Source organism: Promicromonospora sp. NPDC023805, from assembly GCF_040639635.1.
Classification (GTDB): Bacteria; Actinomycetota; Actinomycetes; order Actinomycetales; family Cellulomonadaceae; genus Promicromonospora.
The window spans coordinates 64,170-88,168 of record NZ_JBFAAH010000012.1 but is presented as its reverse complement, the minus strand read 5'-3'; the positions used below and the strand labels follow the sequence as shown (position 1 = coordinate 88,168).

25 protein-coding genes are annotated in these 23,999 nt (G+C 71.0%); 11 read left to right on the top strand and 14 right to left on the bottom strand.

What is annotated here, in order from left to right; all coding sequences use genetic code 11:
- The first annotated feature begins 37 nt into the window (after nt 1-37).
- Together AB0F70_RS13815 and AB0F70_RS13810 are read left to right on the top strand one after the other, a co-directional pair.
- A complete protein-coding gene (locus tag AB0F70_RS13815; RefSeq protein WP_357448829.1) occupies nt 38-1,348 on the top strand; it encodes a hypothetical protein in 1,311 nt (436 codons plus the stop codon).
- 140 nt (nt 1,349-1,488) lie between these two features.
- Nucleotides 1,489-2,313: an HAD family hydrolase gene (locus tag AB0F70_RS13810; protein ID WP_357448827.1), complete on the top strand. Its 825-nt coding sequence runs from the start codon at nt 1,489-1,491 to the stop codon at nt 2,311-2,313.
- Nucleotides 2,314-2,349: 36 nt separating this feature from the next.
- Here the strand turns inward: AB0F70_RS13810 and AB0F70_RS13805 are convergent, their stop codons facing one another.
- Complete coding sequence (locus AB0F70_RS13805; RefSeq protein WP_357448824.1) at nt 2,350-2,730, bottom strand: VOC family protein; 381 nt, start codon at nt 2,728-2,730, stop codon at nt 2,350-2,352.
- Nucleotides 2,731-3,001: 271 nt separating this feature from the next.
- Between AB0F70_RS13805 and AB0F70_RS13800 the strand changes: the two genes are divergently transcribed.
- From AB0F70_RS13800 to AB0F70_RS13790, 3 genes are all read left to right on the top strand, one after another.
- Nucleotides 3,002-4,102: a protein kinase family protein gene (locus tag AB0F70_RS13800; protein WP_357448822.1), complete on the top strand. Its 1,101-nt coding sequence runs from the start codon at nt 3,002-3,004 to the stop codon at nt 4,100-4,102.
- A gap of 65 nt (nt 4,103-4,167) precedes the next feature.
- Nucleotides 4,168-4,623, top strand: a complete 456-nt coding sequence (locus AB0F70_RS13795; RefSeq protein WP_357448820.1) for a hypothetical protein — start codon at nt 4,168-4,170, stop codon at nt 4,621-4,623.
- 63 nt (nt 4,624-4,686) lie between these two features.
- A complete protein-coding gene (locus tag AB0F70_RS13790) occupies nt 4,687-4,857 on the top strand; it encodes a hypothetical protein (RefSeq protein WP_357448818.1) in 171 nt (56 codons plus the stop codon).
- A 16-nt stretch (nt 4,858-4,873) separates the two neighbouring features.
- Here AB0F70_RS13790 and AB0F70_RS13785 read toward each other — a convergent pair whose 3' ends face one another.
- A complete protein-coding gene (locus tag AB0F70_RS13785; protein ID WP_357448816.1) occupies nt 4,874-5,749 on the bottom strand; it encodes an oxygenase MpaB family protein in 876 nt (291 codons plus the stop codon).
- 214 nt (nt 5,750-5,963) lie between these two features.
- Nucleotides 5,964-6,902 (bottom strand): Ppx/GppA phosphatase family protein, encoded by a 939-nt coding sequence (locus AB0F70_RS13780; protein ID WP_357448814.1) that lies wholly within the window; start codon nt 6,900-6,902, stop codon nt 5,964-5,966.
- Between the two features lie 155 nt (nt 6,903-7,057).
- Here AB0F70_RS13780 and AB0F70_RS13775 point away from each other — a divergent pair, with 155 nt between their 5' ends.
- Nucleotides 7,058-8,074: a LacI family DNA-binding transcriptional regulator gene (locus tag AB0F70_RS13775; RefSeq protein WP_357448812.1), complete on the top strand. Its 1,017-nt coding sequence runs from the start codon at nt 7,058-7,060 to the stop codon at nt 8,072-8,074.
- Here AB0F70_RS13775 and AB0F70_RS13770 read toward each other — a convergent pair whose 3' ends face one another.
- Together AB0F70_RS13770 and AB0F70_RS13765 are read right to left on the bottom strand one after the other, a co-directional pair.
- Nucleotides 8,075-9,175 (bottom strand): Gfo/Idh/MocA family oxidoreductase, encoded by a 1,101-nt coding sequence (locus tag AB0F70_RS13770; RefSeq protein ID WP_357448810.1) that lies wholly within the window; start codon nt 9,173-9,175, stop codon nt 8,075-8,077. It lies immediately after the preceding gene.
- Nucleotides 9,160-9,864 (bottom strand): ThuA domain-containing protein, encoded by a 705-nt coding sequence (locus tag AB0F70_RS13765; protein ID WP_357448808.1) that lies wholly within the window; start codon nt 9,862-9,864, stop codon nt 9,160-9,162. The genes AB0F70_RS13770 and AB0F70_RS13765 overlap by 16 nt, the downstream gene beginning before the upstream one ends.
- A 140-nt stretch (nt 9,865-10,004) precedes the next feature.
- On the opposite strand from AB0F70_RS13765, the gene AB0F70_RS13760 reads away from it, so the two are divergent.
- Nucleotides 10,005-11,036, top strand: a complete 1,032-nt coding sequence (locus AB0F70_RS13760; protein ID WP_357448806.1) for a substrate-binding domain-containing protein — start codon at nt 10,005-10,007, stop codon at nt 11,034-11,036.
- A 124-nt stretch (nt 11,037-11,160) separates the two neighbouring features.
- Here the strand turns inward: AB0F70_RS13760 and AB0F70_RS13755 are convergent, their stop codons facing one another.
- Both AB0F70_RS13755 and AB0F70_RS13750 read right to left on the bottom strand, forming a co-directional pair.
- Complete coding sequence (locus AB0F70_RS13755) at nt 11,161-12,909, bottom strand: acyltransferase (protein ID WP_357448804.1); 1,749 nt, start codon at nt 12,907-12,909, stop codon at nt 11,161-11,163.
- A gap of 16 nt (nt 12,910-12,925) precedes the next feature.
- A complete protein-coding gene (locus AB0F70_RS13750) occupies nt 12,926-13,963 on the bottom strand; it encodes a DNA topoisomerase IB (RefSeq protein ID WP_357448802.1) in 1,038 nt (345 codons plus the stop codon).
- A gap of 134 nt (nt 13,964-14,097) precedes the next feature.
- Between AB0F70_RS13750 and AB0F70_RS13745 the strand changes: the two genes are divergently transcribed.
- Nucleotides 14,098-14,547, top strand: coding sequence for an SRPBCC family protein (locus AB0F70_RS13745; RefSeq protein ID WP_357448800.1), 450 nt, complete (start codon nt 14,098-14,100; stop codon nt 14,545-14,547).
- Between the two features lie 111 nt (nt 14,548-14,658).
- Here AB0F70_RS13745 and AB0F70_RS13740 read toward each other — a convergent pair whose 3' ends face one another.
- Nucleotides 14,659-16,125 (bottom strand): non-reducing end alpha-L-arabinofuranosidase family hydrolase, encoded by a 1,467-nt coding sequence (locus tag AB0F70_RS13740; RefSeq protein WP_357448798.1) that lies wholly within the window; start codon nt 16,123-16,125, stop codon nt 14,659-14,661.
- Between the two features lie 453 nt (nt 16,126-16,578).
- On the opposite strand from AB0F70_RS13740, the gene AB0F70_RS13735 reads away from it, so the two are divergent.
- Nucleotides 16,579-17,562, top strand: a complete 984-nt coding sequence (locus tag AB0F70_RS13735) for a TerC/Alx family metal homeostasis membrane protein (RefSeq protein ID WP_357448966.1) — start codon at nt 16,579-16,581, stop codon at nt 17,560-17,562.
- Nucleotides 17,563-17,678: 116 nt separating this feature from the next.
- Nucleotides 17,679-18,164, top strand: coding sequence for a hypothetical protein (locus tag AB0F70_RS13730; protein ID WP_357448796.1), 486 nt, complete (start codon nt 17,679-17,681; stop codon nt 18,162-18,164).
- 7 nt (nt 18,165-18,171) lie between these two features.
- Here AB0F70_RS13730 and AB0F70_RS13725 read toward each other — a convergent pair whose 3' ends face one another.
- The 3 genes from AB0F70_RS13725 to AB0F70_RS13715 form a co-directional block, all read right to left on the bottom strand.
- On the bottom strand, nt 18,172-20,181 hold the full coding sequence (locus AB0F70_RS13725; protein WP_357448793.1) for an MDR family MFS transporter: 2,010 nt from the start codon (nt 20,179-20,181) through the stop codon (nt 18,172-18,174).
- Between the two features lie 166 nt (nt 20,182-20,347).
- The gene (locus AB0F70_RS13720) at nt 20,348-20,542 is read right to left on the bottom strand and encodes a CsbD family protein (protein WP_357448791.1); all 195 of its coding nucleotides are present in this window, start codon (nt 20,540-20,542) and stop codon (nt 20,348-20,350) included.
- Nucleotides 20,542-21,447: an endonuclease/exonuclease/phosphatase family protein gene (locus tag AB0F70_RS13715; RefSeq protein WP_357448789.1), complete on the bottom strand. Its 906-nt coding sequence runs from the start codon at nt 21,445-21,447 to the stop codon at nt 20,542-20,544. The genes AB0F70_RS13720 and AB0F70_RS13715 overlap by 1 nt, the downstream gene beginning before the upstream one ends.
- Nucleotides 21,448-21,526: 79 nt before the next feature.
- On the opposite strand from AB0F70_RS13715, the gene AB0F70_RS13710 reads away from it, so the two are divergent.
- The gene (locus AB0F70_RS13710; protein ID WP_357448787.1) at nt 21,527-22,111 is read left to right on the top strand and encodes an iron transporter; all 585 of its coding nucleotides are present in this window, start codon (nt 21,527-21,529) and stop codon (nt 22,109-22,111) included.
- Between the two features lie 48 nt (nt 22,112-22,159).
- On the opposite strand, the gene AB0F70_RS13705 is transcribed toward AB0F70_RS13710, so the two are convergent.
- The 3 genes from AB0F70_RS13705 to AB0F70_RS13695 form a co-directional block, all read right to left on the bottom strand.
- Nucleotides 22,160-22,843: a PAS and ANTAR domain-containing protein gene (locus AB0F70_RS13705; protein ID WP_357448785.1), complete on the bottom strand. Its 684-nt coding sequence runs from the start codon at nt 22,841-22,843 to the stop codon at nt 22,160-22,162.
- 54 nt (nt 22,844-22,897) lie between these two features.
- Nucleotides 22,898-23,368, bottom strand: coding sequence for a nitroreductase family deazaflavin-dependent oxidoreductase (locus AB0F70_RS13700; protein ID WP_357448783.1), 471 nt, complete (start codon nt 23,366-23,368; stop codon nt 22,898-22,900).
- A gap of 145 nt (nt 23,369-23,513) precedes the next feature.
- Nucleotides 23,514-23,900 (bottom strand): VOC family protein, encoded by a 387-nt coding sequence (locus tag AB0F70_RS13695; protein WP_357448780.1) that lies wholly within the window; start codon nt 23,898-23,900, stop codon nt 23,514-23,516.
- Nucleotides 23,901-23,999: the final 99 nt, after the last annotated feature.

The following is a 23,999-nucleotide window of genomic DNA, read 5'->3' as shown; positions in this document are numbered from 1 at the left end:
GCGAGACCATGCCTGCCGTCGTCGATAGCCTTTCCGCGTGAACACGCCACTGCCCCGGCCACGGGTGCTCTTCGTAGACGTGCCCGACCACGTCTACGCCGCGATGGAGCCCTACGCACCGACGCACGAGCGTGTAACGGCAGGCGACGACATCCATCCCAGCGATTGGGACCTCATCGTTGCCTACGGGTCACACACCCGGCCCTTCGAGATTCCGCACCTGGTCACGTTCGGTGCCGAATCCACGGATGGGATAGACCTCGAGGACGCGACCTTAGCCAAGGAGGTCAGCGTCCCAGACGACGTTCCGAAGGATGTTCGCCGTCTCGTAGAGACGACGGTGCTCCCTGCGCTCGGATCTCCTCCTCGCGAGTATTGGACCGAGAATCTGTCTCTGTACGCGGGGCTCAGCGGACGATATGCGGAGCTCTATAGCAGAGAAATGGCGTTGCCTGGGCGGGGGAAGTCTGGTCACACCGGGGCAGGCTGGCCGCTCCTGACAGCCGGAGCTGAAAGACATGTTCTCGCGTTCTGGCTAATCCAAGAGCACCGGAGGTCCGGACGTCCGGGCCATCTCCTCGCGCTCCCAAGGGAGACGCTCCATCCGGAGAGCTGGCTGCGGATGCTGCTCGAGCGGCTTCAAGGCGAGGATCCCTCGCGGTTCCCTCCAGGCATCACGTGGCGAGACAAGCAGGAGTGGGCGCCACCGGCCCTGCTGGCCGCTCACGAGAGCGTTGAGCAGATCGCACAGGAACGCGCAGAGCTTCTGGCCGATCTCGACCGACGCAACCTTCATGCGCAGGACCTGGTCGAGGCACAGAAGTCCGTGGCAGGACGCGGACCCTGGCGGCTGCTGACCGAAGACGGCCCAGCGCTCGAGGATGCCGTGCAGAAGACTCTCCAGGCGCTCGGGTTCGAGGTGGAGGTGCGGGACGAGACCGGGCCCAAAGGCGCCAAGCTCGAAGATCTTCGCGTCACCGACCCCGACATCGAGGGCTGGACGTGTCTCGTCGAGATCAAGGGGTACACGAAGGGCGCTAAGGCCGGAGATGTCATGCAGGTAGCCGGCAATCCTCAAGCGCACTTTGCCGCCAACCACGGCCGACTGCCAGACAAGTTGTGGCACGTGGTCAACCCCGAGCGCAACACTCCGCCAGACCAGCGCGGACCTGCGTTCCCCAACCCAGACCTTGAGCTGGCGCAGTTCACCGCGCTCGACGGGCTTGTCATCGACACGAGAGAACTGCTGCAGGCTGCCTATGCCGTCGAGCACGGGTCGGTACCGCCTGAGGTCGTCAGAAAATCTCTGCGCGAGTCGGTCCAGCTGTGGACGAGGCCAACTGCGTAGGAATGACGCTGCCTCTGCCATCGGCCGCGCTTGGGTGACAGGTGCAGAACTGCTACCTGTGCAGCAGTTCGATCACCGCGGGCGGAGCACCGGAGCCCGCTAACGTTCCGACCGTGAGCACTCCGCTACCGACGTGCACCTTGATCGCGCTCGATATCGACGGCACGCTCACCTGGGGCGACCAAGAGGTCCCGCGCGAGACAAGGGCCGCCGTCAAAGCGGTCGCCTCAGCAGGGCACCACGTCGTGCTCGCGTCCGGCCGGTCCTTGACCGGCGTCCTACCCATCGCACGCGACCTGGGCCTCATCCACGGGTGGGTCGTCGCGGCCAACGGCGCCATTACCGCACGTCTCGACGCCGCGGCGCCGGGGGGATACGCGGTGGTAGAAGCAAAGACATTCGATGTCGAACCGGTCGCTCGCCTCGTGCGCGAGCGTTACCCCCGCGTACAGATCGGAGTGGAAGAGATCGGCTGGGGCTACCGCACCAACATCCGCGTCCCTGACGAGGTCGTCAACGGACGCCAGCGCGTTGTCAGCGCCACTGAACTGTGGAGGTCGCCCACACCACGGGTGTTCCTGCGTGGTCCAGATGTGCAGAGCCTGCTCGACCATCTGAGCGCACTCGGTGTAACCGCGACGTCCGGTGGCACTCCGGACTGGATCGACGTCACCCCGGCCGGACTCTCCAAGGCAACCGCCCTGGAGGCTGTTCGCGAGCGCCTCGGCATCGCACCCGAGCACACGATCGCGGTCGGCGATGGCCTCAACGACCTCGCGATGCTCAGCTGGGCCCATCGCGGTGTCGCGATGGGACATGCCCCGCCCGAGTTGATTGCAGTGGCGAACGAGGTCACCGGGACGCTCGGCGAGATGGGCGTCGTCCCGATCCTGCGCTCTCTGATCCCAGCTGAGCCACCTGCTGACCGCCCTGCCGGATTCGAGCTTCCTGTGCAGCGGACCTGACCAGGACCAGCCTGTCACGGAGATGACGTGTTGTGGCTAGCTCTCCGTCGGCACGTCGCCGTACCGGCCCTTCGAGAGGTCGACCAGCACGAGTGCGTTGCCGAACGGGTCGGCGACGACCGCCACGCGACCCACCGGAATCTCCACGGGTTCCGTGATCACTGAGCCCCCGGCAGCGACCAGCGCGACCACGGCATCGGGCACGGAGGTCACGAGCCAGTCCGGCTCGTACGCCTGCCGCGTGGTGAGCACCAGCTCGCTGTCGCCGTCGGGCAAAGCGAGCCCTGCCTGGCCGACAGCGTCGTTCCGCCACAGCAACCGGTGGCCGAGCCGATCGCGGTAGAACGCAAGGCCCGCGTCGAGGTCGGGCACGGGGATGGTCACGGCATCGATGGCGCGGAGGATCGCATCGTCCATGGCCTCATTCTCGCCCGCGCAGGCGCACGGCGATGGGGCGGCCGCCGGTCCCGTGGCGATAGTGCTGTCGGCCTTGATCGACGACGTGGTCGACGACGGCGCCGTCGGGCGGGCGTAGAGCCTGCTGGCGGCGGGGGCGGTCGCCGTCGGACGGAAAGTCCTGACACGGCCGGATATTGCCGTCGCCCCTGCGTGAGAGGCTGGTCGGCGGTCCTGTCACGGTGCCTGCCGAAGCGGCGGCACGAGCGGCGGGCACCGGCTGGAGGCAGCGTTGAAGACCGAGGCAGAGTTGACGAACGAGGCAGAGCTGATGGGCGAGGCAGAGCCGATGGGCCCTGACATGTCCCGCACCGCCCGGCTGGCCGCCCACGGAGCCGCTTCCACGGCGCTGTCGCTGTGCAGCGACCGCAGGCTGCGCGAGCTCGTGGACGCCGCGACGCCCATCGGTTCCGGCATCGGCGGCAAGACGCTCCTGCTGGACGTCGAGGGCACCCCGGTCTTCGTCAAGCAGGTGCGCCTCACCGACCTCGAGCTCCAGCCCGGGAACGTCCGCTCGACCGCCGATCTCTTCGGGCTGCCGATCTTCTGCCACTACGGCGTCGGCACCATCGGCGGGCCGGGGTTCGGCGCCTGGCGGGAGCTGGCCGCGCAGATCATGACGACGAACTGGGTGATCGCGGGCGACCACGAGGGCTTCCCTCTGATGCACCACTGGCGGGTGCTGCCGGACGCCGGCCACCCGCTCCCCGAGGAGCTGGCCGACGTGGACCGCGCCGTCGACTACTGGGGAGGCGGACCGGAGGTGCGACGTCGGATAGAGGCACTGCAGGAGTCCTCGGCGAGCCTCATGCTGTTCCTTGAGTACATCCCGCAGAACCTGCACGACTGGCTGGGCGTCCAGGTAGAGGCCGGCGGAGAGACAGCCGAGCGGGCCTGCGCCATGGTGGAGGACGAGCTGGAAGCCGGCATCTCGTTCATGAACGCCCGCGGGCTGCTGCACTTCGACGCCCACTTCCAGAACATCCTGACCGACGGCAGGCGGCTCTACTTCGCCGACTACGGGCTCGCGATCTCGTCCGGCTTCGAGCTCAGCGAGGGTGAGACCGCCTTCTTCGACGAGCACCGCGGGTACGACCGGAACCTCGCCCTCACGCACCTGGTGATCTGGCTGGCCGCCGCCCTGTACGGCTACGGGCCGGAGGAGCGCAGGGAGTTCGTGCGCTCCTGTGCCGAGGGCGTGACGCCGGAGGGAGCGCCACCGGCCGTCGCGGCACTCCTGGTCAAGCACGCGCCGGTCGCCGCGGTCATCGGGGACTTCTACCGCCAGTTCCAGCGGGTGAGCCGGGAGTCGCCGTACCCGCTGGTCGCCTAGGGCCCGATCATTGCCCCGGCGGCCGATCTGGTGTTAGGTAAGGCTTACCTGACCTGGAGGACTACGTGACGAACTACGGCCTGGGCGGCGAGAGCTGGCACGATGCCGAGAGCTACCACCCGCTGCACATGCTCCTCGCGGGCGACGCCCACGACGCCCCCGAGCTTCAGAAGCTGCTCGGGCTCATGCCGCGATGCGCCTATGGCCAGGTGTTCGTGGAGGTCGGCGCCACCGGCGGCCAGCCGGACGTCGACCCGGCCGGCTGGGACATCCCGCCGGGGATGAGCCTCACCGTCCTGCGCCGCTCCCCCGGCTCGCCGCGCGCCCGTCGCGGCCGGCTGCTCGCCGCCGCCGTCTCCGCGTGGGCGGACGAGTGGCTGCCCGACGGCGCCTGCACGTGCGCCGGCCCGTTCGCCCTGTGGGTGGGCTGCGCGGCGAGCCCGGACGTCGAGAACCTCTGCCGCGGCCTCAGCGGCCGGCTCGACCTCGCGCCGGCCCACCTGCACCGGCCCGACCTCTGACCCCTCGGGTGACGCCGTGGGACGATCGACCCGAGAACGACTGGTCGACCACGAGGAGGGACCGTGCCCGACCCATCCCGCCCCACGAGCGGACCCGAGGGCGGCGACGCGGCCTGCTGGCTCTCCGAGGTCTGCGCGGAGTGCGGCGCCCTCAACGAGACCCCAACAGGCCCCTGCTGGCGCTGCGGCGCCGCCCGTGACACCGACATCCGCCCGCCTGACGGTCCGGGCTAGCGGGCGTTGACCCGGGTCACCATCGGCGGCCCAGCCGGGAGACGTCGTCCATGCCCCAGCGCACGGCACGGACGGCGGCTCCCCCGCCGGGGCCGCCCAGCACCCGGCTGAACCGGGTGTCCACGCCGAGCTCGGTACGGGCCCAGTCGGGCAGCAGCGCCACGGCCCCCGCCGCGAGCAGGCGGTAGGGAGCGCGCGCAGGCCAGGGCAGCGGCGGCTCGCGCAGCAGGAACCGCGCGGTGTCGAGCGCCGCGGGCGTGGCCTCCAGCTCTCCGCGGTAGGACGCCAGGCGGTCGGCCAGCTCGGCCACCGTCTCCGGGACGTCTTCCGCGCCGAGGGCCCGCGCGACCCGGCCCGACTGCGCGACGTACTCGTCCGCCTCGGCCGGGTCGAGCGGCCGCACGCCGTAGCGCTGGTGGGCGGTCAGGAACGAGTCGGCCTCCGCGACGTGCACCCACGTGAGCAGGTGCGGGTCGCTCGCACGGTACGTGCGGCCGTCCGGCGCCTTGCCCCGCACGCGTGCGTGGACGGCGCGCACGCGGTCGACCATCTCCTGGGCATGCTCCGCCGTCGCGAAGGTCGTGTAGCCGAGGAACGTCGAGGTGCGCGCGAGGCGTCCCCACGGGTCCCCGCGGTAGCCGGAGTGGCCGGCCACGCCGGCCATCGCGAGCGGGTGCAGCGACTGCAGCAGCAGCGCCCGCAGCCCGCCGACGAACGTCGCCGAGTCGCCGTGGACCAGCCGGATGGGGCTGTCGGGCGGGAACCAGCGAGGTCCGGGCGTGAGGTGGATCCGGTCCCGCGCCTCGTACCCGCCGGGCCCGGCGACCCGCACGAACAGCGCGTCGCCCACCCGGGCACGCAGGCGTTCGACGGGACTGGCGACAACCGGCATACCGCCAGTATCCGCCCGGCGGGGGTGGGTCAGACCAGCTCGCGCTCAGGTGTACTTTCGCCTCCCCCGCGTCGATCATGCGTGTCACGAGGTCCGCAGGCTTCACATGGGTCATGCCCCGAGCCTCGCGAAGCCGGGTTTCGCCGCGCGAGCCGCGGCGTTACGGTCGCGGCGCTTCTTCCTCACGGCCCGCTGCCCGACGGCGAGAGAGCGGTCAGCCGACGCCGATGTGCGGCATCTGGTCGAGCCGCTGCAGGATCACGCCCTCGCGCAGCGCCCAGGGGCAGATCTCGAGCTCGGTCAGGTCGAAGACGTCCATGCACGCCTCCGCGACGAGCGCGCCGGGCACTATCTGGTGGGCCCGGCTCGGCGAGACCCCGGGCAGCCGGGCCAGGTCGTCGAGGCTCGTGCGCGTCAGCTCGTCGATCCGGTCCCGCAGCGCGTCGAGCGACAGCACCCGGCGCACGAGCGGGCCTTCGGCAGCCGGCGCCGCGCCGCAGATGCGCGCGAGCGAACGGAACGTCTTGGACGTCGCGGCGGCGCGGTCGGGCCGTCCGGCCCGCAGGAGCGTCCCGGCGTTCTGCGCTATCTCGGCGCGGAGGTCGCGGCGCAGGGCCCGCAGCGCCTCGGCGTCGGGCGCCGTCCTGAAGTGCGTGCGGGCCAGGCGCGCCGCCCCGAGCGGGAGCGACCACGCGGCGTTCGGCGCCTCGTCGGCGCCGCCCGCGATCTCGAGGGAGCCGCCGCCGATGTCGAAGACGGCGAGCCTCCCGGCCGACCAGCCGAACCACCGGCGCACCGCCAGGAACGTCAGCCGGGCCTCGTCCTCGCCGCTCAGCACCTCGAGCCGCACCCCGGTGCGCTCGTGCACCGTCTTGAGCACCGTCTCGGAATTCACCGCGTCGCGTACCGCCGACGTCGCGAACGCCAGCGTCTCGGCGCAGCCCCGGTCCTCCGCCACGCGCACGGCCTCCGCGGTGAACTCCACGAGGGCCTCGACACCGGCCGGGCTGACGGCGCCGTCGTCATCCAGGTGCTCGGCGAGCCGCAGCGGCTCCTTGTACGAGGAGGCAGGGAGCGGTGCCGCGCCACCATGGGCGTCGACCACCAGCAGATGTCCTGTGTTGGACCCGATATCGAGAACGCCCAGACGCATGGAGCAGACGGTACCCCGGCGGACGCCCGTCGTCTGATGTGCGCTCGCCGTCCGCCCACCCGAATTACCCTCGGCGGCCCGCCCGTGCGGGACCTACGCTTGCCGCGACGCAGGTGAAGTACCGGTCGCAGGAGGGACGCCAAGGGAGGCGCACAGTGGTCCGACACGCAGTGGGCCGACGCGAGGACGTCGCACGCCTCGCGGGCGTGTCGGCGCGCACCGTGTCGAACGTCGTCAACGGCACCGTGCAGGTCTCCCCCGGCACGCGCGAGCGGGTGCTCGCCGCGATCGAGCAGCTGGACTACCAGCCGAGCGAGGTCGGGCGCATGCTGCGGTCCGGACGGTCGGGCATGGTCGCGCTGGTGCTTCCCGACCTGGACAACCCGTACTTCGCGGAGCTCGCCCGCAAGCTCGGCGAGGAGGGCAGGCGCCACGGGTACAGGCTGATGATCGAGCAGACCGCCGGCGTGCGGGAGCGCGAGCGCGAGCTGCTCGCGCGGGCCGACACGAAGGCGGTGTTCGACGGACTGCTCGTGAGCCCGCTCGCGCTGACCGACGGCGACCTGTCCAGGGCGTCCCGGACGCGGCGCCCGGTGGTGCTGCTGGGCGAGGAGCCGCACGCCGGCTTCGACCACGTCCAGATCGACAACTCGGCGGCCGCCCGGGACGCCGTCCGGCACCTGCTGGCCACCGGACGCGAGCGTGTGGTGGCCGTCGGCGCGCAGCGCAGCCTGGCGTCGTCGAGCTCGCTGCGGCTGAGCGGGTTCGAGGAGGCGATGGCGGGTGCGCCGCGGGCGTCGGCGAACGTCGCCTACGTCGACTCGTTCACCCGGCGCGCCGGGGCCGAGGCGACGCGGCGCATCCTGCGCGGGCGCACGCTGCCCGACGCCCTGTTCTGCTTCTCGGACCTGCTCGCCCTCGGTGCGCTGCGCGCGCTCCACGATGCGGGCATCTCGGTGCCGGAGCAGATGGCGGTCGTGGGGTTCGACGACATCGAGGACAGCAGGTACAGCACGCCCAGCCTCACCACCGTCTCGCCCGACAAGGCGGCCGTCGCGAGGTACGCGATGGCCGCCCTGGTCCGGCGGATCGGCGGGGACGACGGCGAGCCGCGCCGGATCCTCGCGCCGCACCGGCTCGTCCTCCGGGAGAGCTCAGGCCGGGAGCCCTGATCAGGTCGAGCGGATCCCGCCCGGCGCGTCCGACAGCGGAACGGGTGCGGGGCGGTCGCACGTGCTCTCGACGGTCACGGCCGTTCCGCTGCCCGCCGACGCGAGCAGCGACGTCATGATGTCGAGCACGTGGTACGCGAGGTCGCCGCTCGCCCGGGCGGGAACACCCGGCGGCGTGGTCGCGAGGTCGGCGACGCCGTAGCCGCGGCCCGCGTCGCGGTACCCCGCGCTGGGCGGCAGGGTCCGCCAGTGGCCGTCGAGCTCGTGGAGCTGCACGTCGCCGTCGAACCTGTTGGGGTCCGGGACGATCAGCGACCCGGCCTGGCCGTGGACCTCGATCTCGGCGGCCCGGGTGGCCACCGAGTCGAAGCTCATCACGAGGGTCGACAGCACACCGGACTCGTGCCGGAGCACCCCGGTGACGTGCGTGTCGACGTCGACGGGAATGACGGTGCCCTGGCGCGGCCCGGAACCGACGGTGCGCGTGGCGCGGGTGTGGCTCGCGGTGCCGACTACCGACGCGACCGGGCCGAGCAGCGTGACCAGCGTCGTCACGTAGTACGGCCCCATGTCGAGGAGCGGGCCCCCGCCGGGCTGGTAGTAGAAGTCGGGGTTCGGGTGCCAGCGCTCGTGGCCGGGCGTCATCATCGTCGCGGTGGCGGCGACCGGCTCACCGATCGCGCCGCCGTCGATGGCCGCCCGCGCCGTCTGCACGCCGGTGCCGAGCACGGTGTCCGGCGCGCAGCCCACCCGCACCCCCGCGGCCCGGCCCGCCTCGACGACGGCGCGCGCGTCGTCGAGCGTGGCCGCCAGCGGCTTCTCGCCGTACACGTCCTTGCCCGCGGCGATCGCCTTGAGCGCGATCACTGCATGGGCGGCGGGGATGGTGAGGTTGAGGACGAGGTCGACCTCGGGGTCGGAGACCAGCTCGTCGACCGTCAGCGCCCGCGCGCCCTGCTCAGCGGCGACCGCCTCCGCGCGGGCCGCGTCGAGGTCGGCGACCGCGACGACCCGCACCGCCGCGAGCCGCGCGAACGCGGAAAGGTACTGGCCGGAGATCGCGCCGAGACCGACGATCCCCACTCTCAGCGGCTGGCCCACAGGATGCCCCTCTCGATGATGGTGCGGACGTTCGGGTCACTGACCGTGGCGAGGTCGTGACCGGGCGTGGAGACGAAGACGCGCCCCTGGCCCCACCGGCGGGTCCAGACGGCAGGGCTCGTGACCGGCCGGTGCCACGCGTCGAAGTCGCGGGCGGCGACGGTAGTGGTCGCGAGGACGTCGTTGTAGTCGTCGGACAGCACCCAGTACTGCTCCGTCGTGAGCTCGAAGCTGGAGATCCCCGCGACGATCGGGTGGTCGGCCCGCTCCGGCACGATGTCGATCGTGTGCCGCAGGAAGTTGTCGGCGGCCTCGCCGGCCAGCTCGTCCGGGGCAGCCTTCGACGGGTGGGTGGCGAACTGCCCGCCGATCAGCTGGAGGTAGTCGGAGCTGCTCCGGTAGGAGTCGGCGATCCCGCCGTGCCACCCCGCCAGCCCCGCGCCGTTCCGCACTGCCGCGATCAGGCCGCGCAGCTCGTCGCCGTCGATGGTGTTCATCGTGTTGGTCTGGACGACGACGTCGACGCCGGCCAGGTAGCCGGCGTCGGCGTAGACCGCCGTCGTGTCCTCGATCCGCACGTCGTACCCGTGCTCCTTGAGGAACGGGACGAACGAGTCGGTGGTCTCGACGGGCTGGTGCCCGTCCCATCCCCCACGCACGATCAGGGCGCGCTTCGTCGAAGTATTCATGTACAGCTCGCTCCCATAGTTGCGCAACATTGAGCCCGGCGGAGTGCCACATCGCTTCGCCCCCTTTGATACAGCACGCGCCAAGCCGGATCAAGAGGCAGAATGTTGCGCAACTTTTGCGGCCTGGCTAAGGTCACGGCATGCAGAGCTCACGCCGGACGACGCTCGCGGACGTCGCGCAGGCGGCCGGCACGACGGTGCCAACGGTGTCGAAGGTCCTGAGCGGCCGGTCCGACGTCTCCGCCGAGACGCGCTCGCGGGTCATGGGCATCGTCGCGGAGCTCGGGTACCGCGGGCGGTCCGGCCGGGACGCGGTGACGCGCGGGGCGCAGTCCCCGTTCGTCGACCTCGTGCTCAGCGGCGTCGAGGGCACGTGGGCGAACCGCGCGCTGAGCGGCGTAGAGCACGCGGCCGAGGAGGCGGGGGTCGACGTCGTCGTCTCCGTGGCCCGGCCGCCGGACGACGCCTGGCTCACGCGCCTGCTCGCGCGGCGGCTGCGGGGCGCGGTGCTGGCCCTCGTCGACACCACGAGCGAACAGCTCGCGACGCTCGCCGCGGCACGGGTGCCGATAGTCCTGCTCGACCCCGTGTCGCAGCCGCCGAGCACCGTCGCGAGCGTCGGGGCCGCCAACTGGGCAGGGGGCCGCGCCGCGGCGGAGCACCTGCTCTCGCTCGGCCACCGGCGCTTCGCGGTGCTGGCCGGACGGCGGACCCACCTCTACAGCCAGGCCCGCATCGACGGGTTCCGCTCGGCGGTGACCCAGGCGGGCCACGAGCTGCCCGACGAGCGCATCGCGCACACCGACTGGCAGCGGGCGAGCTCCGCGGAGCAAGCGACGCAGCTGCTGCGGGACGCCCCGGCGCCGACGGCCGTCTTCGCCTGCTCCGACACCATGGCGCTCGGGGTGTACGACGCCTCGGCGGCCCTGGGCCTGCGCATCCCCGAGGACGTCAGCGTCGTGGGTTTCGACGACTCCCCCGAGGCGCAGTGGGTGAGCCCCGCGCTGACCACCGTGCGCCAGCCGATCGCGGAGATGGGGTCGGCGGCGCTCCGGATGCTGCTGCGGCTCAGCGCGGACCCGCCGCACGTCGACCCGCTGCAGGTCGCGCCGCGCGAAGAGCTCGCCACGAGCCTCGTCGTCCGCGGGTCCACCGCCGCAGCGGGCGCCTGAACGGCGGTGACGCCCTGGGAGAACGTACGAGTTCGAGGTCGCTTGCTGTCAGTAGACATCGTCTACTCAGAGCAACACACTCCGGATTCGTACAGTCTCCCCGGCCAAGCTCAGCGAGCGCCGATCAGCGGTCGCTGATCGGCGCGAGCCGGACCAGCGGGTCCGGGCTGTGCACACCGCGCGGCCGGTAGCCGAGCTCGTCCGCGAGCCCGAGGTAGTCGGCAAGCAGCCAGACGATGCTCAGCCACATCTCCGTGCCCTGGAGCCCGGCCACGGCATCGGCGCCGTCGGTAACGGGGGCGAAGGCGAACCCCGCGCCGTCGACCCAGCTCCGCAGCGCCCGCCGCAGCTGACCGCGTGCCCACGCCGCGCCCTCGGCGCGGCGGTGCCCGGTCTGCTTGGCCGCGAGCCAGAGCGGGTGGATGACGTCGAGGACGTTGCAGGCCGTGTACCCCTCTGGCGTCGCCAGGTAGGGGTCGGCCGCGTGCTCCAGCACCGTGTCGACAGCGGCCTCCGGATAGGGCAGCGGCAGCCCGAGCTGCGCGTACGAGCCGCGGGTCAGCCGGTAGAACCCGTTCACCGCCTGCAGCCAGCGCGGCGCGGGCTGGGGCGCGCCCCACATTCCGGTCTCCGGGTTCGCGGAGGCGGACAGCCAGCCCACGAGCCCGTGGAGCGGGCCGACGCCGCCGTCGGGCAGCTCCGCGGAGAAGTCCGCGATGTTGAGGGCGCACGCCGTGGCGAGCGCGTCGACGGCGGCGCCGCTCCCCCACGCCTGCGCACCCCAGTCGCGCGCCTCGAGCGCGCTGACGACGTCGCGGTCGCTCAGCGTGTGGACCGCGCGGATCGGGTACGGCAGCCGCCCGCCGAGGAGCCGGACCGCGTAGCCGACGCTGAGGACGTGGTAGCTCGCGGGGCCGTCCATGGGATTGAGCTGCATAGGGCCGAGCTGCATGGGGTCCAGCGGCTCGTCGGACGCCGGTAGCTGTGCCGGACCGGACAGGCCGTCGTCGGAGAGGTCGCCCGCCGGGATCAGCCCGGTCGCGGGATCCTGCCGGGCGGTGAGTCGACGGACCAGGTCCCCAGCGGAGAAGCCCGGCGGCGGTGCGTCGAGCAGCAGGTCGGCGATCTCGACGGCGTCGGCCCACGGCCGGACGGCGGGCTCGAGGGCACCCGCGAGCGAGGCCGGCCGGTCGACGAACCGGCCGTCCTCGAAGCAGCGGGCGAGCAGGTCGCCGGCCTGTTCGCGCGCCCGGCCCGCGAAGGCCCGCAGCTCCGTGGCGAGGTCCGGGGCCGAGTCGTCGCGGGTGTCCGTCCGGCGATCGCGCAGGACGCGTGCCGGGTTGCCCGCGACGACCGCCCAGTCGGGCACGTCCTTGGTGACGACGGAGCCGGCGCCGATGATGACGTGGTCACCGACCGTGACGCCGTCGAGGATCGTGGCGTTCGAGCCGATCCATACGTCGTCGCCGAGCGTGATGCCCTTGCTCCAGGTGCCCTGCCGGTGGATCGGCCGGTCGGTCGCCATGCTGTGGTTGAAACCGAGGATCGACGTGTGCGCGCCGATCCTGACGCCGTCGCCCATCCGGATCTCGCCGCGGACCACCGCGTAGGGGTTGATCGAGCAGTCGGCGCCGATCGTCAGGTCGCCCGTGACGTAGGCGAGCGCCGCGATGTACGTGCGGTCGCCCACCGTGAGGCGGTCGCAGAAGACCGCCGCGTTCGGCGCAACGAAGACGCCGGTGCCGATCTTTGCGCCGTCGGCCACCAGCTCGCGCCGACGGGCCTCCTGCGCGGCGCCCTCCTCGGACGTGGGGTCGTACTCCCAGGGCAGGAAGTCGACTCGTCGGACGCCCTCGGCCATGGAGTGGTGCACGTCGGTAACCCTATATTCAGGCCGCAGGGGTTTCGCGGGTGTCCTCGGCGGCGGTCAGGAGCTTCAGCAGCGCGCGCTCGTCGGCGTCCATCCAGCGTGACCCTCGGGAGGCGTTCGCGCCGGACCGCTCGATCAGCTCGTCGAGCTCCGCGCGGTCGTCGGCGAGGATCGCGGGGTGGATGTAGCTCTTGCGGCACACCGCCGGGGTGTTGTGCAGGTGGGCGGCGGCGATCCGGACGGCCTCGGCGCGCTGTGCGTCGTGCTCGCGCCGGGTCGCCGGCTCGAGGTGACGCAGGTGGCCGAAGGCGACCGTGCTGGCTCCCCACGTCCGGAAGGTCTTGGCCGTGTAGTCGGCCGACGTCACCCGGCCGAGGTACTCGTTGACGTCGCGCGACCCGATGCCCCGCACCTCGTCGCCGTCCACGTACTGCAGCAGCCGCTGGCCGGGCAGCTCCCGGCAGCGGCGCACGATGTTCGCCACCCGCCGGTCGTGGACCACCACGTCGTGCGGCGTGCCCGACTTGCCACGGAAGCGGAACCGCACCTCCGCACCCTCGACGGTGGCGTGTCGGTTGCGCAGCGTCGTCAGCCCGAACGACTCGCCGGACCGCACGTACTCGTCGTTGCCGACCCGGATCAGCGTCTCGTCCAGCAGCCGGACGACGGTGGCGACCACCCGGTCCGCGCCGAGCCGCGGTGAGCGCATGTCGGCGTCCACGCGCTTGCGCAGGTCCGGCAGCATCGCGCCGAACTCAGCCAGCTCGTGGAACTTCGCGGCGTCGCGGTACTCGCGCCACCGGCGGTGGTAGAGGTACTGCTTGCGGCTCTTGGCGTCGCGCCCGGTGGCCTGGATGTGGCCGGCGGGATCGAGGCAGATCCAGACGTCGGTCCACGCGGGCGGGATGACGAGCGAGCGGATCCGCGCGAGCGTCTCCTGGTCGGTGACCCTGGCACCGCTGTCGTCCACGTACGAGAACCCCTTGCCGCGCCGGCGCCGCCGGATGCCGCCGTCCGCGTCGCAGCTGTGGGTGAGCAGATCGTCGATATCGCCCATCGCCACCCTCTCCTCGTGCCTGAAGCCACTATGGACCGGGCCGCTCCGGCTGGCATCCCGCGCATAGCCTGCCGCTCCACCACCTGACCTGCGGCGGGGTACGGTCGTGTCCGAGAGCACCACGGAAGGCAACGATGAGCACCGACACCCCACGTCACAGCGTCACCGCGACGACCCATATCGCCGAGCCGCCCGAGCGAGTCTGGGCCGAGCTCATGCACCCGGGTGCCCGGTGGATGCTCGGCGCCAACATCGAGACGGACTTCCAGCCCGGCAGCCCCATCACGTTCGAGGGCCACTTCTTCGGCCGCGTGTTCGCGGACAAGGGAACGGTCATCGCCGTCGAACGGCCGCGGCTCCTGCGCTTCACGCACTTCGCGCCGCTGAACGGCCTGGACGACGTCCCCGAGAACTACCACGACATCCGCATAGTGCTGGAGCCCGACGACGGCGGCACGCTCGTCACGGTCGTCGAGGAGAACATCGACACCGAACGGCACGCGAAGTCGGCCGAGGGGTACTGGAAGGACGCGCTCGCCACGCTCGCGCACCGCGACGGCGGGACCCGCGCCACCCACGACTAGGCCGCCGGTGCACGACGGGACCGCCGGTGCACGACTTCGGTCGGTCGCGCTGAGATCGGTCAGTCAACCGACCGATCTCAGCGCAACCGACCGAAGTCAGCTAACACGCACCTACCGCTGGAGCGTCAGCAGGCCCGGCCGGTACGGGAGCAGGCCGTAGTCCACCCCGTCCGAGCTCGGCGATCGGCCCTGGTAGAGCAGCTGCAGGTTGCAGGGGTCGACGGTCATGGTCTGGTCGGCGTTGGTGCGCAGGAGCTCACCGTGGCTGATGTCGTTGGTCCAGGTGGCACCGCTGTTGGCCTTGCCGGCGAACGGGCTGCTCTCCGTGGCGGCCTGCGGGGTCCAGCTACCGGAGAGGCTCGTCGCCGTGAACGAGCGGAAGTACCGCCCGTTCGCGCCGATGGCCTCGACGATCATCAGGTACTTGTTCTGGTCCTTGAGCTTGTAGACCTGAGGGGCCTCGAACAGGTTGTTCCTGGTGTCGGTCATGATCGTCTGGTAGGAGCTGCCGAAGTTCCCGGGGAAGTTCCCGATCGGCATGCTCGCCCGGTAGATCCTCCCGTTGTCACCGGCGAAGAACAGGTACATGTTCGTGCCGTCGCCGATGATCGTCTGGTCGATGGGGCCCGTGCCCGAGTCGGAGATCGACCCGGTGAACAGCGGGCTCGCAGCCGACCAGCCGTTCGGGTTCGTGGGGTCGCTCGAGGTCCGGTACATGAACGGCGACGGGCCCCACTGGTAGGTCAGCACCCAGATGTTCTTCGGGGCGAAGTAGAAGAGCGAGGGCGCCACCGTGCCGGAGGACATGGCGTTCTGCGAGGCGCTCCCCATCTGCGAGTAGTTGGAGAAGAGGCTGAAGTTCATCGAGCCCCAGGACGAACCGAAGTCGTGGGTCGTCGCGTAGACGAGCTGCTGGCCGTTGTACGGAGCCACGGTGAAGTCCTTGAGCGAGACCCAGCCGGATCTCGGGTTCGCCAGGACCCCGGTGGACGACCAGCGGTAGCTGGACGGCAGGTCGCAGGACGTCGACGTGTTGCTGACGAGCGACGCGTCGTCGATGTAGAGGCTGTCCGTACCGGCCGCCGTCTCCACGTAGTACGTGGCGGACGACAGCGTCCCGGACCAGGACACCGTCGTGGTGCCGGTGAGCTGCGTCCAGCCGGAGGAGCTCACGGTCCCCTGCGCCACGTTGACATAGCTCGTCGTGCCGCCTGCGGTCAGCGCCAGCGTGATCCGGCCGGTCGGGCTCCCGCTCTGGGAGCGCACCCACACGCTCGCCGTGTAGCTCGTGTTGTTCGTCATTGCGGACGTGACGGTCTGGGCGGGGCCGTTCCACGCGGCGGTCCGGCCCGTCCGCGACAGGGCGCGAGCGCCGCCGTGGACCGGGCTGGTCGTGGACGCCAGCGTGCCGGCGCCGAAGACCGACCAGCCGGTCGTGCCGTTCTCCAGGTCGCCGTTCGTGAGCAGGTTGGCGCTCGCGGCGGCCGCCGGGGCGACCTCCGACGGCAACGCTGCCGCCGGGGCCAGCACCAGGGCTGCGGTCAGCGCCAGTGCAAGTCGTGCGATGGACTTCCTCATCCTTCGCTCCTCTTCCGTCAGGGCGCAGCCTGCGACGACCGCGCCTGGGCAGTACCGGTCAGTAACCGGTCAGTGACCGGTCAGTGCAGTGCCCTACCTGCGGCGTGATCAGGACCGCGGCTCATCGGGAGCCGCCTGCGTGGAGCCAATCGTGTGAGCGCTAACATCATTGTCGCGGGGAGTGCTCGCACGCAGCGGTAGATGGTCGATAACGTTATCGAAGTCCCACCTGGCACACAAGACATATCTCACCCAGAAAAGTGTCGTAGGATGCGCACTGCGAGGGGAGTACTTCCCTAACATCGTCCGGTCATTACGGCGCACCATGCGACCTCGGGCGGCGACCTTGCTCAGCAAGGTGAAGGAGACCTCGGAGCCATCTGATACGGAGACTCCTTGTTCGCCATCACAGGCACTGCTTCTGCTGCCCTGACCTCTGTCGCCACTCCCACCATGTGGGCGGTGACCATCCTCGCCGTCCTGGCCCTGATCGCCGTGGACTTCCTCATCACCAGACGCCCGCACGAGGTGTCCATGCGTGAGGCCCTGGGCTGGAGCGCGTTCTACATCGCGCTCCCCCTCGCCTTCGGCGGTTGGATCTGGGCCACGTTCGGCTCGGACATCGGCGTCCAGTACCTCACGGGGTACCTCGTCGAGAAGTCGCTGTCGGTCGACAACCTGTTCGTGTTCATGCTCCTGCTCACCGCCTTCGCCGTGCCGGCCGCGCTGCAGCAGCGCGTGCTCCTGCTCGGCATCGTCGGGGCCCTCGTGCTCCGCGGCGTCTTCATCGCGCTCGGGGCGGCGGTCCTGGCCAACCTGAGCTGGGCGTTCCTGCTCTTCGGCGGGATCCTCCTCGCGACGGCGGTCAAGATCCTCGTCGACCAGATCCGCGGCAGCTCGCACCACGTCGAGGTCTCCGAGCTGCGTTCGGTCCGGCTGATCCGTCGCTTCATGCCCGTCACCGACGACTACCGCGGCTCCAGCCTCTCGGTCCGCGAGGGCGGCCGGCGCATGCTCACCCCGCTGGCGGTGGTGGTGGTCGCGGTCTTCGCCGCCGACGTCGTCTTCGCGGTGGACTCGGTCCCCGCCGTCTACGGCATCACGAGCGACCCGTACCTCGTGTTCGCGACGAACGCCTTCGCCCTGCTCGGCCTGCGCGCCCTGTACTTCGTGCTCCAGGGCGCCCTCAGCAAGCTCGTCCACCTCGGGTACGGGCTCGCGACGATCCTCGCGTTCATCGGCGTCAAGCTCGTCCTGCACTGGGCCCACGGCATCTGGGCCGGCGTCCCGGAGATCCCCACGCTCGCCTCGCTCGGCGTCATCATCGGCGTCCTCGCCGTGGTGACCGCCACCAGCCTGTACGCCACGCGTGGCTCCGGCGACAAGGACCCGGAGGCACTCGAGCCCGTCGCCGTGTCCGACACGAAATCGCGCTGAGCCGGCGGGCCGCCCGGTAGCCCGGGCGGCCCATACGGCGTCTCGGCCCCCCGAATCGCGACAAATCCGCTTTGATGGGTGGACACCACCGATTCGACGCCAAGGAGACCTACCCGATGAGCCAGGTAGCCCAGGTCGGCACCGTCTACCAGACCAGCCAAGAGCTACTCGCGGCCGACCTGCCGCACCTCAGCGTCGCGCTGGACGCCAGCGGGTACGCGGTCCAGCGCGACGTGGACGGCAACTGGTACAGCGTCTCCTCCGTCGGGCCGGCGGACCTGGCGGAGATCTACACCCTGATCCATCTCCCCACCCGGCCGCTCCCCACGAGCTACGGGTCGGTGGTCATCACGGACAACGGCACACCGTTCATGCGCCGCTGGGGCGCCGCGACCGACGAACGGTTCGGCACCGAGCACTGGATAGGGCCCGACGGCGCCACGGTGACCGGCGAGCACCTGCGCCGCCTCGGCATCGCACGAGCGTGGGACGCGGGCGCCGGCGCGGGTGCGGGCGCGAGCTCGACCCCGAGCAACGGCGTCTCGAACGGCGCGGGCACGCGCACCCGCTCCCGCGCGACCCACCACTCCCCCACCCGCTGACCAGTCCTCAGGTTTTCCTCGGGTGGTCGGACATCAGCTCGTGCGTGAGCTGGTCCACGAGCTGCGCGACCTCCGGCTCGTCGCCGTCGGGCCACTCGGCGACGTACCGCCGCAACCGTTCGCGCTCCGCCTCCCGGATCGTCTCGGCGACGGCGTCCGCGGCGGGTAGCGCCCGGACGGTGTCGCCGTCGACCTCGACCAGCCCGCGGGCGGCGAGCGCGTCCGCGACGTCCCGCACCACCTGCTCGGAGGTCGAGGCGCGCTCGGCCATGAGCCGCACGGACCGCGTGCGCTTGAGGGAGACGCGCGTGACCATCCACGCCTCCGCCGGGGACAGGCCGACCTCCTGCGCGGTCATCTCGTAGACCCGCAAGGGATCACGTCTGCCCACGCGGCGCCACAGGATCATGCGCAGCTCCTCGAGCGACGTGCGGGACGACGGGAGCGCGAACGACGCGCCCGCCGCGTGCCCCGCCGTTCCGGCACCGTCCCGGCCCCGGGTCGCGGTGCGCAGCTCGACCTCTGGCAGCATCCAGGTCAGGACGAACGCCAGCAACGCCACCGGCACCGCCCCCAGGAAGACGACGTGCAGGGCGCCGGAGTAGGCGTCGAGGAACCAGGCCTGCACCTCGGGCGCGCACCGCGCGAGCGTCTGGTTGGACGCCGCGAGCGCCTCCGGCCCGCAGATGCCCTGGGCGGTGTCGGGGACGTCGTCGCCCAGCTCGGCGGTGAGGCGGCCCGAGAAGACGGTGCCGAAGACCGCTACGCCGATCGACGCGCCGATGGTGCGGAAGTAGGTGGTGCCGGACGTCGCGGTGCCGAGGTCGCGGTAGCCGACGTCGTTCTGCACGGCGATGACGAGCACCTGGGTGACCATGCCGAGGCCGGCGCCGAGCACGAACATGCTCAGTCCGGCCTGGAGGGTGGTGGTGTCCTGGTCCATGAGGGAGAGCAGGTAGAGGCCGACAGCGGTGATCGCGGTGCCGAGGATCGGGTAGATCTTGTAGCGGCCGGTGCGGGTGATGAGCTGTCCTGAGCCGATCGACGTGATGAGCAGGCCGAGCATCATCGGCGTCATCTCGAGCCCGGACTCGGTGGGCGTGGAGCCCTTGACGGTCTGCAGGTAGAGCGGCAGGTAGGTGATGGCGCCGAACATCGCGAAGCCGACGGCGAACCCGATGACCGCCGCGACGGAGAAGACCCTGCTGCGGAACAGGTGCAGCGGCAGCACGGGCTCGGGGGTGCGCCGCTCGACCGCTATGAACGCGACGAGGCATCCGATCGCGAGCGCTGCCATGGCGTACACGGGGCCGGAGCTCCACTCCCAGGTGGTGCCGCCGAGGCTGGTGAGGAGCACTATCGCCGTCGAGAGGGTGGCCAGCAGGATGATGCCCGCGTAGTCGATGCGTGGCCTGGCCCCCGCGGCGATGCGCGGCAGGACGGACGCGACGGCGATCAGCGCGAGGACCCCGACGGGGAGGTTGATGTAGAACACCCAGCGCCAGTCGAGGTTGTCGACGAAGAACCCGCCGAGCAGTGGTCCGGCGACCGACGAGACGCCGAAGACGGCGCCGAACAGGCCCTGGTACCTGCCGCGTTCCCGTGGCGGCACGACGTCGCCGATGATCGCCTGGGACAGCACCATGAGCCCGCCGCCGCCGGCGCCCTGGACCGCCCGCCAGGCGATGAGCTGGCTCATCGTCTGGGACGTGCCGGCCAGGACGGAGCCCGCGAGGAAGATGACTATGCAGGCGATGAAGAGGGTCTTGCGCCCGAAGAGATCGCCGAGCTTGCCCCAGAGGACGGTGGTCGCGGTGCTCGCCAGCATGTAGGCGGTCACCACCCAGGACAGGTGCTCCGCGCCGCCGAGGTCGGAGACGATGGTGGGCAGCGCGGTGGCGACGATGGTCTGGTCGAGGGCGGCGAGCAGCATCGCGAGCATGAGCCCGCCGAAGATCGCCCAGACCCTGGTCCGGGGCAGCACCTGCGGTCCGGCCTCCACGCTCGGTGTGGTCATGCGGCGCCTCCCAGCGTCCGGCGGACGGCGAGGTCCGCGCCCGCCACAAACACTGGCACGGCCCGTTCGGGTCGGCACGGGGAGCGGCGGAGTCAGCCGAGTGCCGTGGTGGTTGCGTCCCGAGCCCTCTGGGCACTACCACCACGGCACTTGTCTTCGAGGACGACTATCTGTCGAGGGCGTCCTTGGCGTCCTGTGCGGCGTCCTTGACGTTCTCGCCCGCGTCCTTCAGGTCGGCCTTGGCCTGGTCGGTCCGGCCTTCGGCAACGAGCTCTTCGTTGTCGGTGGCGTCCCCGACCGTCTCCTTCGCCTTGCCCAAGCCCTTCTCGGCTGCGTTCTGGGCCTTGTCTGCGGCGCTCATCAGCTCCCCCTTCTCTCGTCGGTGCCTCCAGGCTGACCCGAACCCGGCCCGCTCGCACGCTGTTCGGGATAGGGCGCAAGGTCCGTCACCAGTCCCGCGTGGTCGCTGGCCCAGACGCCGTCCACCGCCTCGACGCCCACGCGGTCGCACGCGACGACGTCGACCGGCGGCATGCCCGTCGAACCGCAGCGGACCAGCAGATGGTCGATCCGCCGGTACGGCCAGCCAGGCATCGTGGCGCTCACGATCTGATTGGCCGGGTCGAGGGTCCAGCCCGGCTCGCCGGGATGCGCCACCTCCCAGGCGTCGCGGTAGCACACGCTCCATCCGTCGAGGGACTGCTTCCCGGTGAGGAACCGCAGGCTCGCCGCGTCCGGGTCGGCGTCCAGGTCGCCGCCGAGGACGACGAGGCGGTCGTCGTCGCCGACCAGGTCCTCCACCGCTCGCGCGACCATGACCGCCTGCCGTTCCCGGTCGGCCTCGCGTGGCGCCGCCGCCTCCGGGAAGTGGTTGACCACCAGCGTGCGGCCGAAGGGTTCGGGCGCGTCGATGCTGACCAGCAGCGCGGCCCACCGGAACTCGTAGACCGGCGGCCCGTCGGCCATCAGGTCGAGCTCGCGGTGGTCGAGGACCGGCCACCGGCTCGCGACCGAGATGCCGCTGCGCTCCTCGTCGGACCGGGCCCGCGAGTGCACCACCTGATACCCGGCGCCGACGAGATCGGCGGTCTGGTCGTACCCGTCGGTGACGATCTCCTCGGAGAACAGCACGACGTCGGGGGCGGAGCCGCTGACGATCTGCCGCAGCACGCGCCGCCGCGCGTCCCAGCCGGCCCGTCTGCCGAGGACGTTGTGGTTGTAGAGCCGCAGGATCGGTCGGCCGTCGGCCGCTCGGTGCGCCGTCATCCCGCCACGATAACTTCCCAGGTGCGAGGGCACGCGCGACGGTGGAGCATCGGAGGAACCGTCGTAGGAGGAGGCCCGGATGACCACCGCACACGCCACCCCGCCCATGGATCCCGGCTCGTCGGAAGCTGATGAGCGCCAGCTGCAGCTCGCCGTCGAGCAGGGTGCCGCCTATCGGAAGGCCCTCGACCACATGGCGCAGGACGTCGCCAAGGACGGGGGCACCCAGCAGGTCGGCGACTACCTGATCGGCTACGCCATCGAGGACGCCGAGGGCATGTATCACCTTCAGGACGGCGAGCTGGTGTGGCACAACCCCGGTGACACGAACGCGCACGTGGAGATCGTCGTGTGCGACGCGGCCGACGGGCGCTTCGTCCCCGGCCTCGACGTGACCGCGACCCTCGTGACGCCGGGCGGGCAGGAGCTCGGTCCGTACGCGCAGGAGCTGGTCTGGCACCCGATGCTCTACCACTACGCGCGCAACTGGGACCTCCCGGAGGACGGCGGGTACACGCTGCGTGTGCACGTGGACCCGCCGACCTTCATGCGGCACGACGAGATCAACGGACGGCGGTTCGCCGAACCCGTGGACGTCGAGTTCGCCGGGGTGCGCATCGAGCGCGGCGCCGAACCCGTCGACCCGCCGGAAGCCGACGGCTAGCTCTCAACACCGATGCCGTACGCCCGGTTGGGTGTCGGTGGGGCGAGATCAGGCGTCCAGCTGGGGCCGGGGGTCGACCAGGAACTGCTCGATCGCCTCGCGGGTCGGGACGTCCGTGACCTCCGGCCCGAAGAACAGGTTCACCAGCGTGGTCGCGATGTCCCGCACCTGGATGTTGGACCGGTTGGACGCCGCCCGCAGCAGGTCGAACGCCGCCGTGTCCTCGATGCCGTAGACCACCATGAGCACGCCCTTGGCCTGCTCGATCACGGCCCGCCGCTCGTCCGAGGCCTTGATCGAGGCGGTCGCGTCCCGCGCCGCCGCCGCACGGTGGGAGTCGGTGACGTCGATGAAGTAGCCGAACAGCTCGGTCACCCGGCCCGTGGCGGGGTCCCGCTTGCCCTGGCCGGTGACCGCCAGCGTGCGGGTGCTGCCCTTGGCGTCGAGGATGCGGTGCACCGAGCTGAACGTCTGCCCGGTCTCGGCCGCGCGCCGCAGCACGCCGTCCACCCGTCCGCGGTCGTCCGGATGCTTGTGCGACAGCATCAGCGGCGTCGTCGGCACCACCTCGCCCGGCTCGAAGCCGTGCATCCGGTACACCTCGTCGGACCACGCCCACTCACCGGTCGCGAGGTCGAGACGGTAACGACCGACCGGTGGCCGGTCACCGCCGTCCAGCGCCTGTTCGATCTTGCCGAGCGAGACACCGCTGGGGATCTGTGCAGAGCTCACGTGCACCTTCCAGGGACGAGCCACCGAACCGATGCTTCGAACGATACTGGAAAGCTACTCAGTCGCGTGGGCTCCGGATCCGTTCACCGGGGTGAGCAGGACGACCGGGATCTCGCGGTCGGTCTTCTGGGCATACTCGCCGTAGAGCGGGAAGATCTCCACCATCTGGGCCCAGAGAGGCGCCCGCTCGGCGGACGACGCCGCCCGGGCCCGCGCGGTGAACCGGCGCGTGCCGACCTGCACGCCGACGCTCGGTTCCGTCTGGAGGTTCAGGAACCATGCGGGGTCCTGATCGGCGCCGCCCTTGGAGGCGACGACCACGAACTCGTCCCCCGAGGTGCCGTAGATCAGGCAGTTGCGACGCGGCAGACCGGACCGGCGTCCGGTGGTCGCGAGCACGAGGTTGCGCACCCCGTTGCTCTCGTGGCCCTTGGTGCCGCCCGATTCCAGATACGTGCGGGTGTGCTCGGCGACCCAGTCCCACTGCGAGTCGATGGCGCGGTCCAGGTCTTCTGCGGTGGCCATGGCGGCTGTCCTTCCGGTTCTTGGGGGGTGCGACCACCTTGGCCGCACCTATCCCTGGGACGGAGCCGCCACGCCGGGCTCGACATCACGGTCCGGGCTGTCTGCTCGATGCCTGCTCAGATGCCCGTTCGGTGCAAGCCCGAGGTCAGTCCTGGATGAGCGCTATGACGTTGCCCGCCGGGTCCGCGATCCAGCCGATCGTCGGGCCCTGGGACGGGTCGGTGCTGCGGGCTATCCCGCGTTCGTCCTGGTCGAACCCGGGGTAGCGGATCAGGCTCACCCCTGCCGCCTCCAGCTCCGTCACCGCCTGATCGATGTCCGGCACCACCAGGTTGAGCACCGTGTACGACGCCGGTGCGTGGGCCTCCCCCTTGGCGTAGACGAACACGGACGACCCCTCGGTGAGATCGAGCTCGAGCGCGCCCATCGCGTTGTCCCGTACGGGCAGGTTAAGGGTGTCGCGGTAGAAGTGGCGGGCGGCATCGACGTCGTCGACCGAAAAGCCGCTGAAGCTGCGGAGCGTGGTGACCATGATGGGTTCCTTTCCTCGGACCAGTCATTCGGACCAGTCATATGGTCGACGACGGGCGCGGCGGAAGTCATCGGTCGGTCGCGTACATGCCGGACGCCC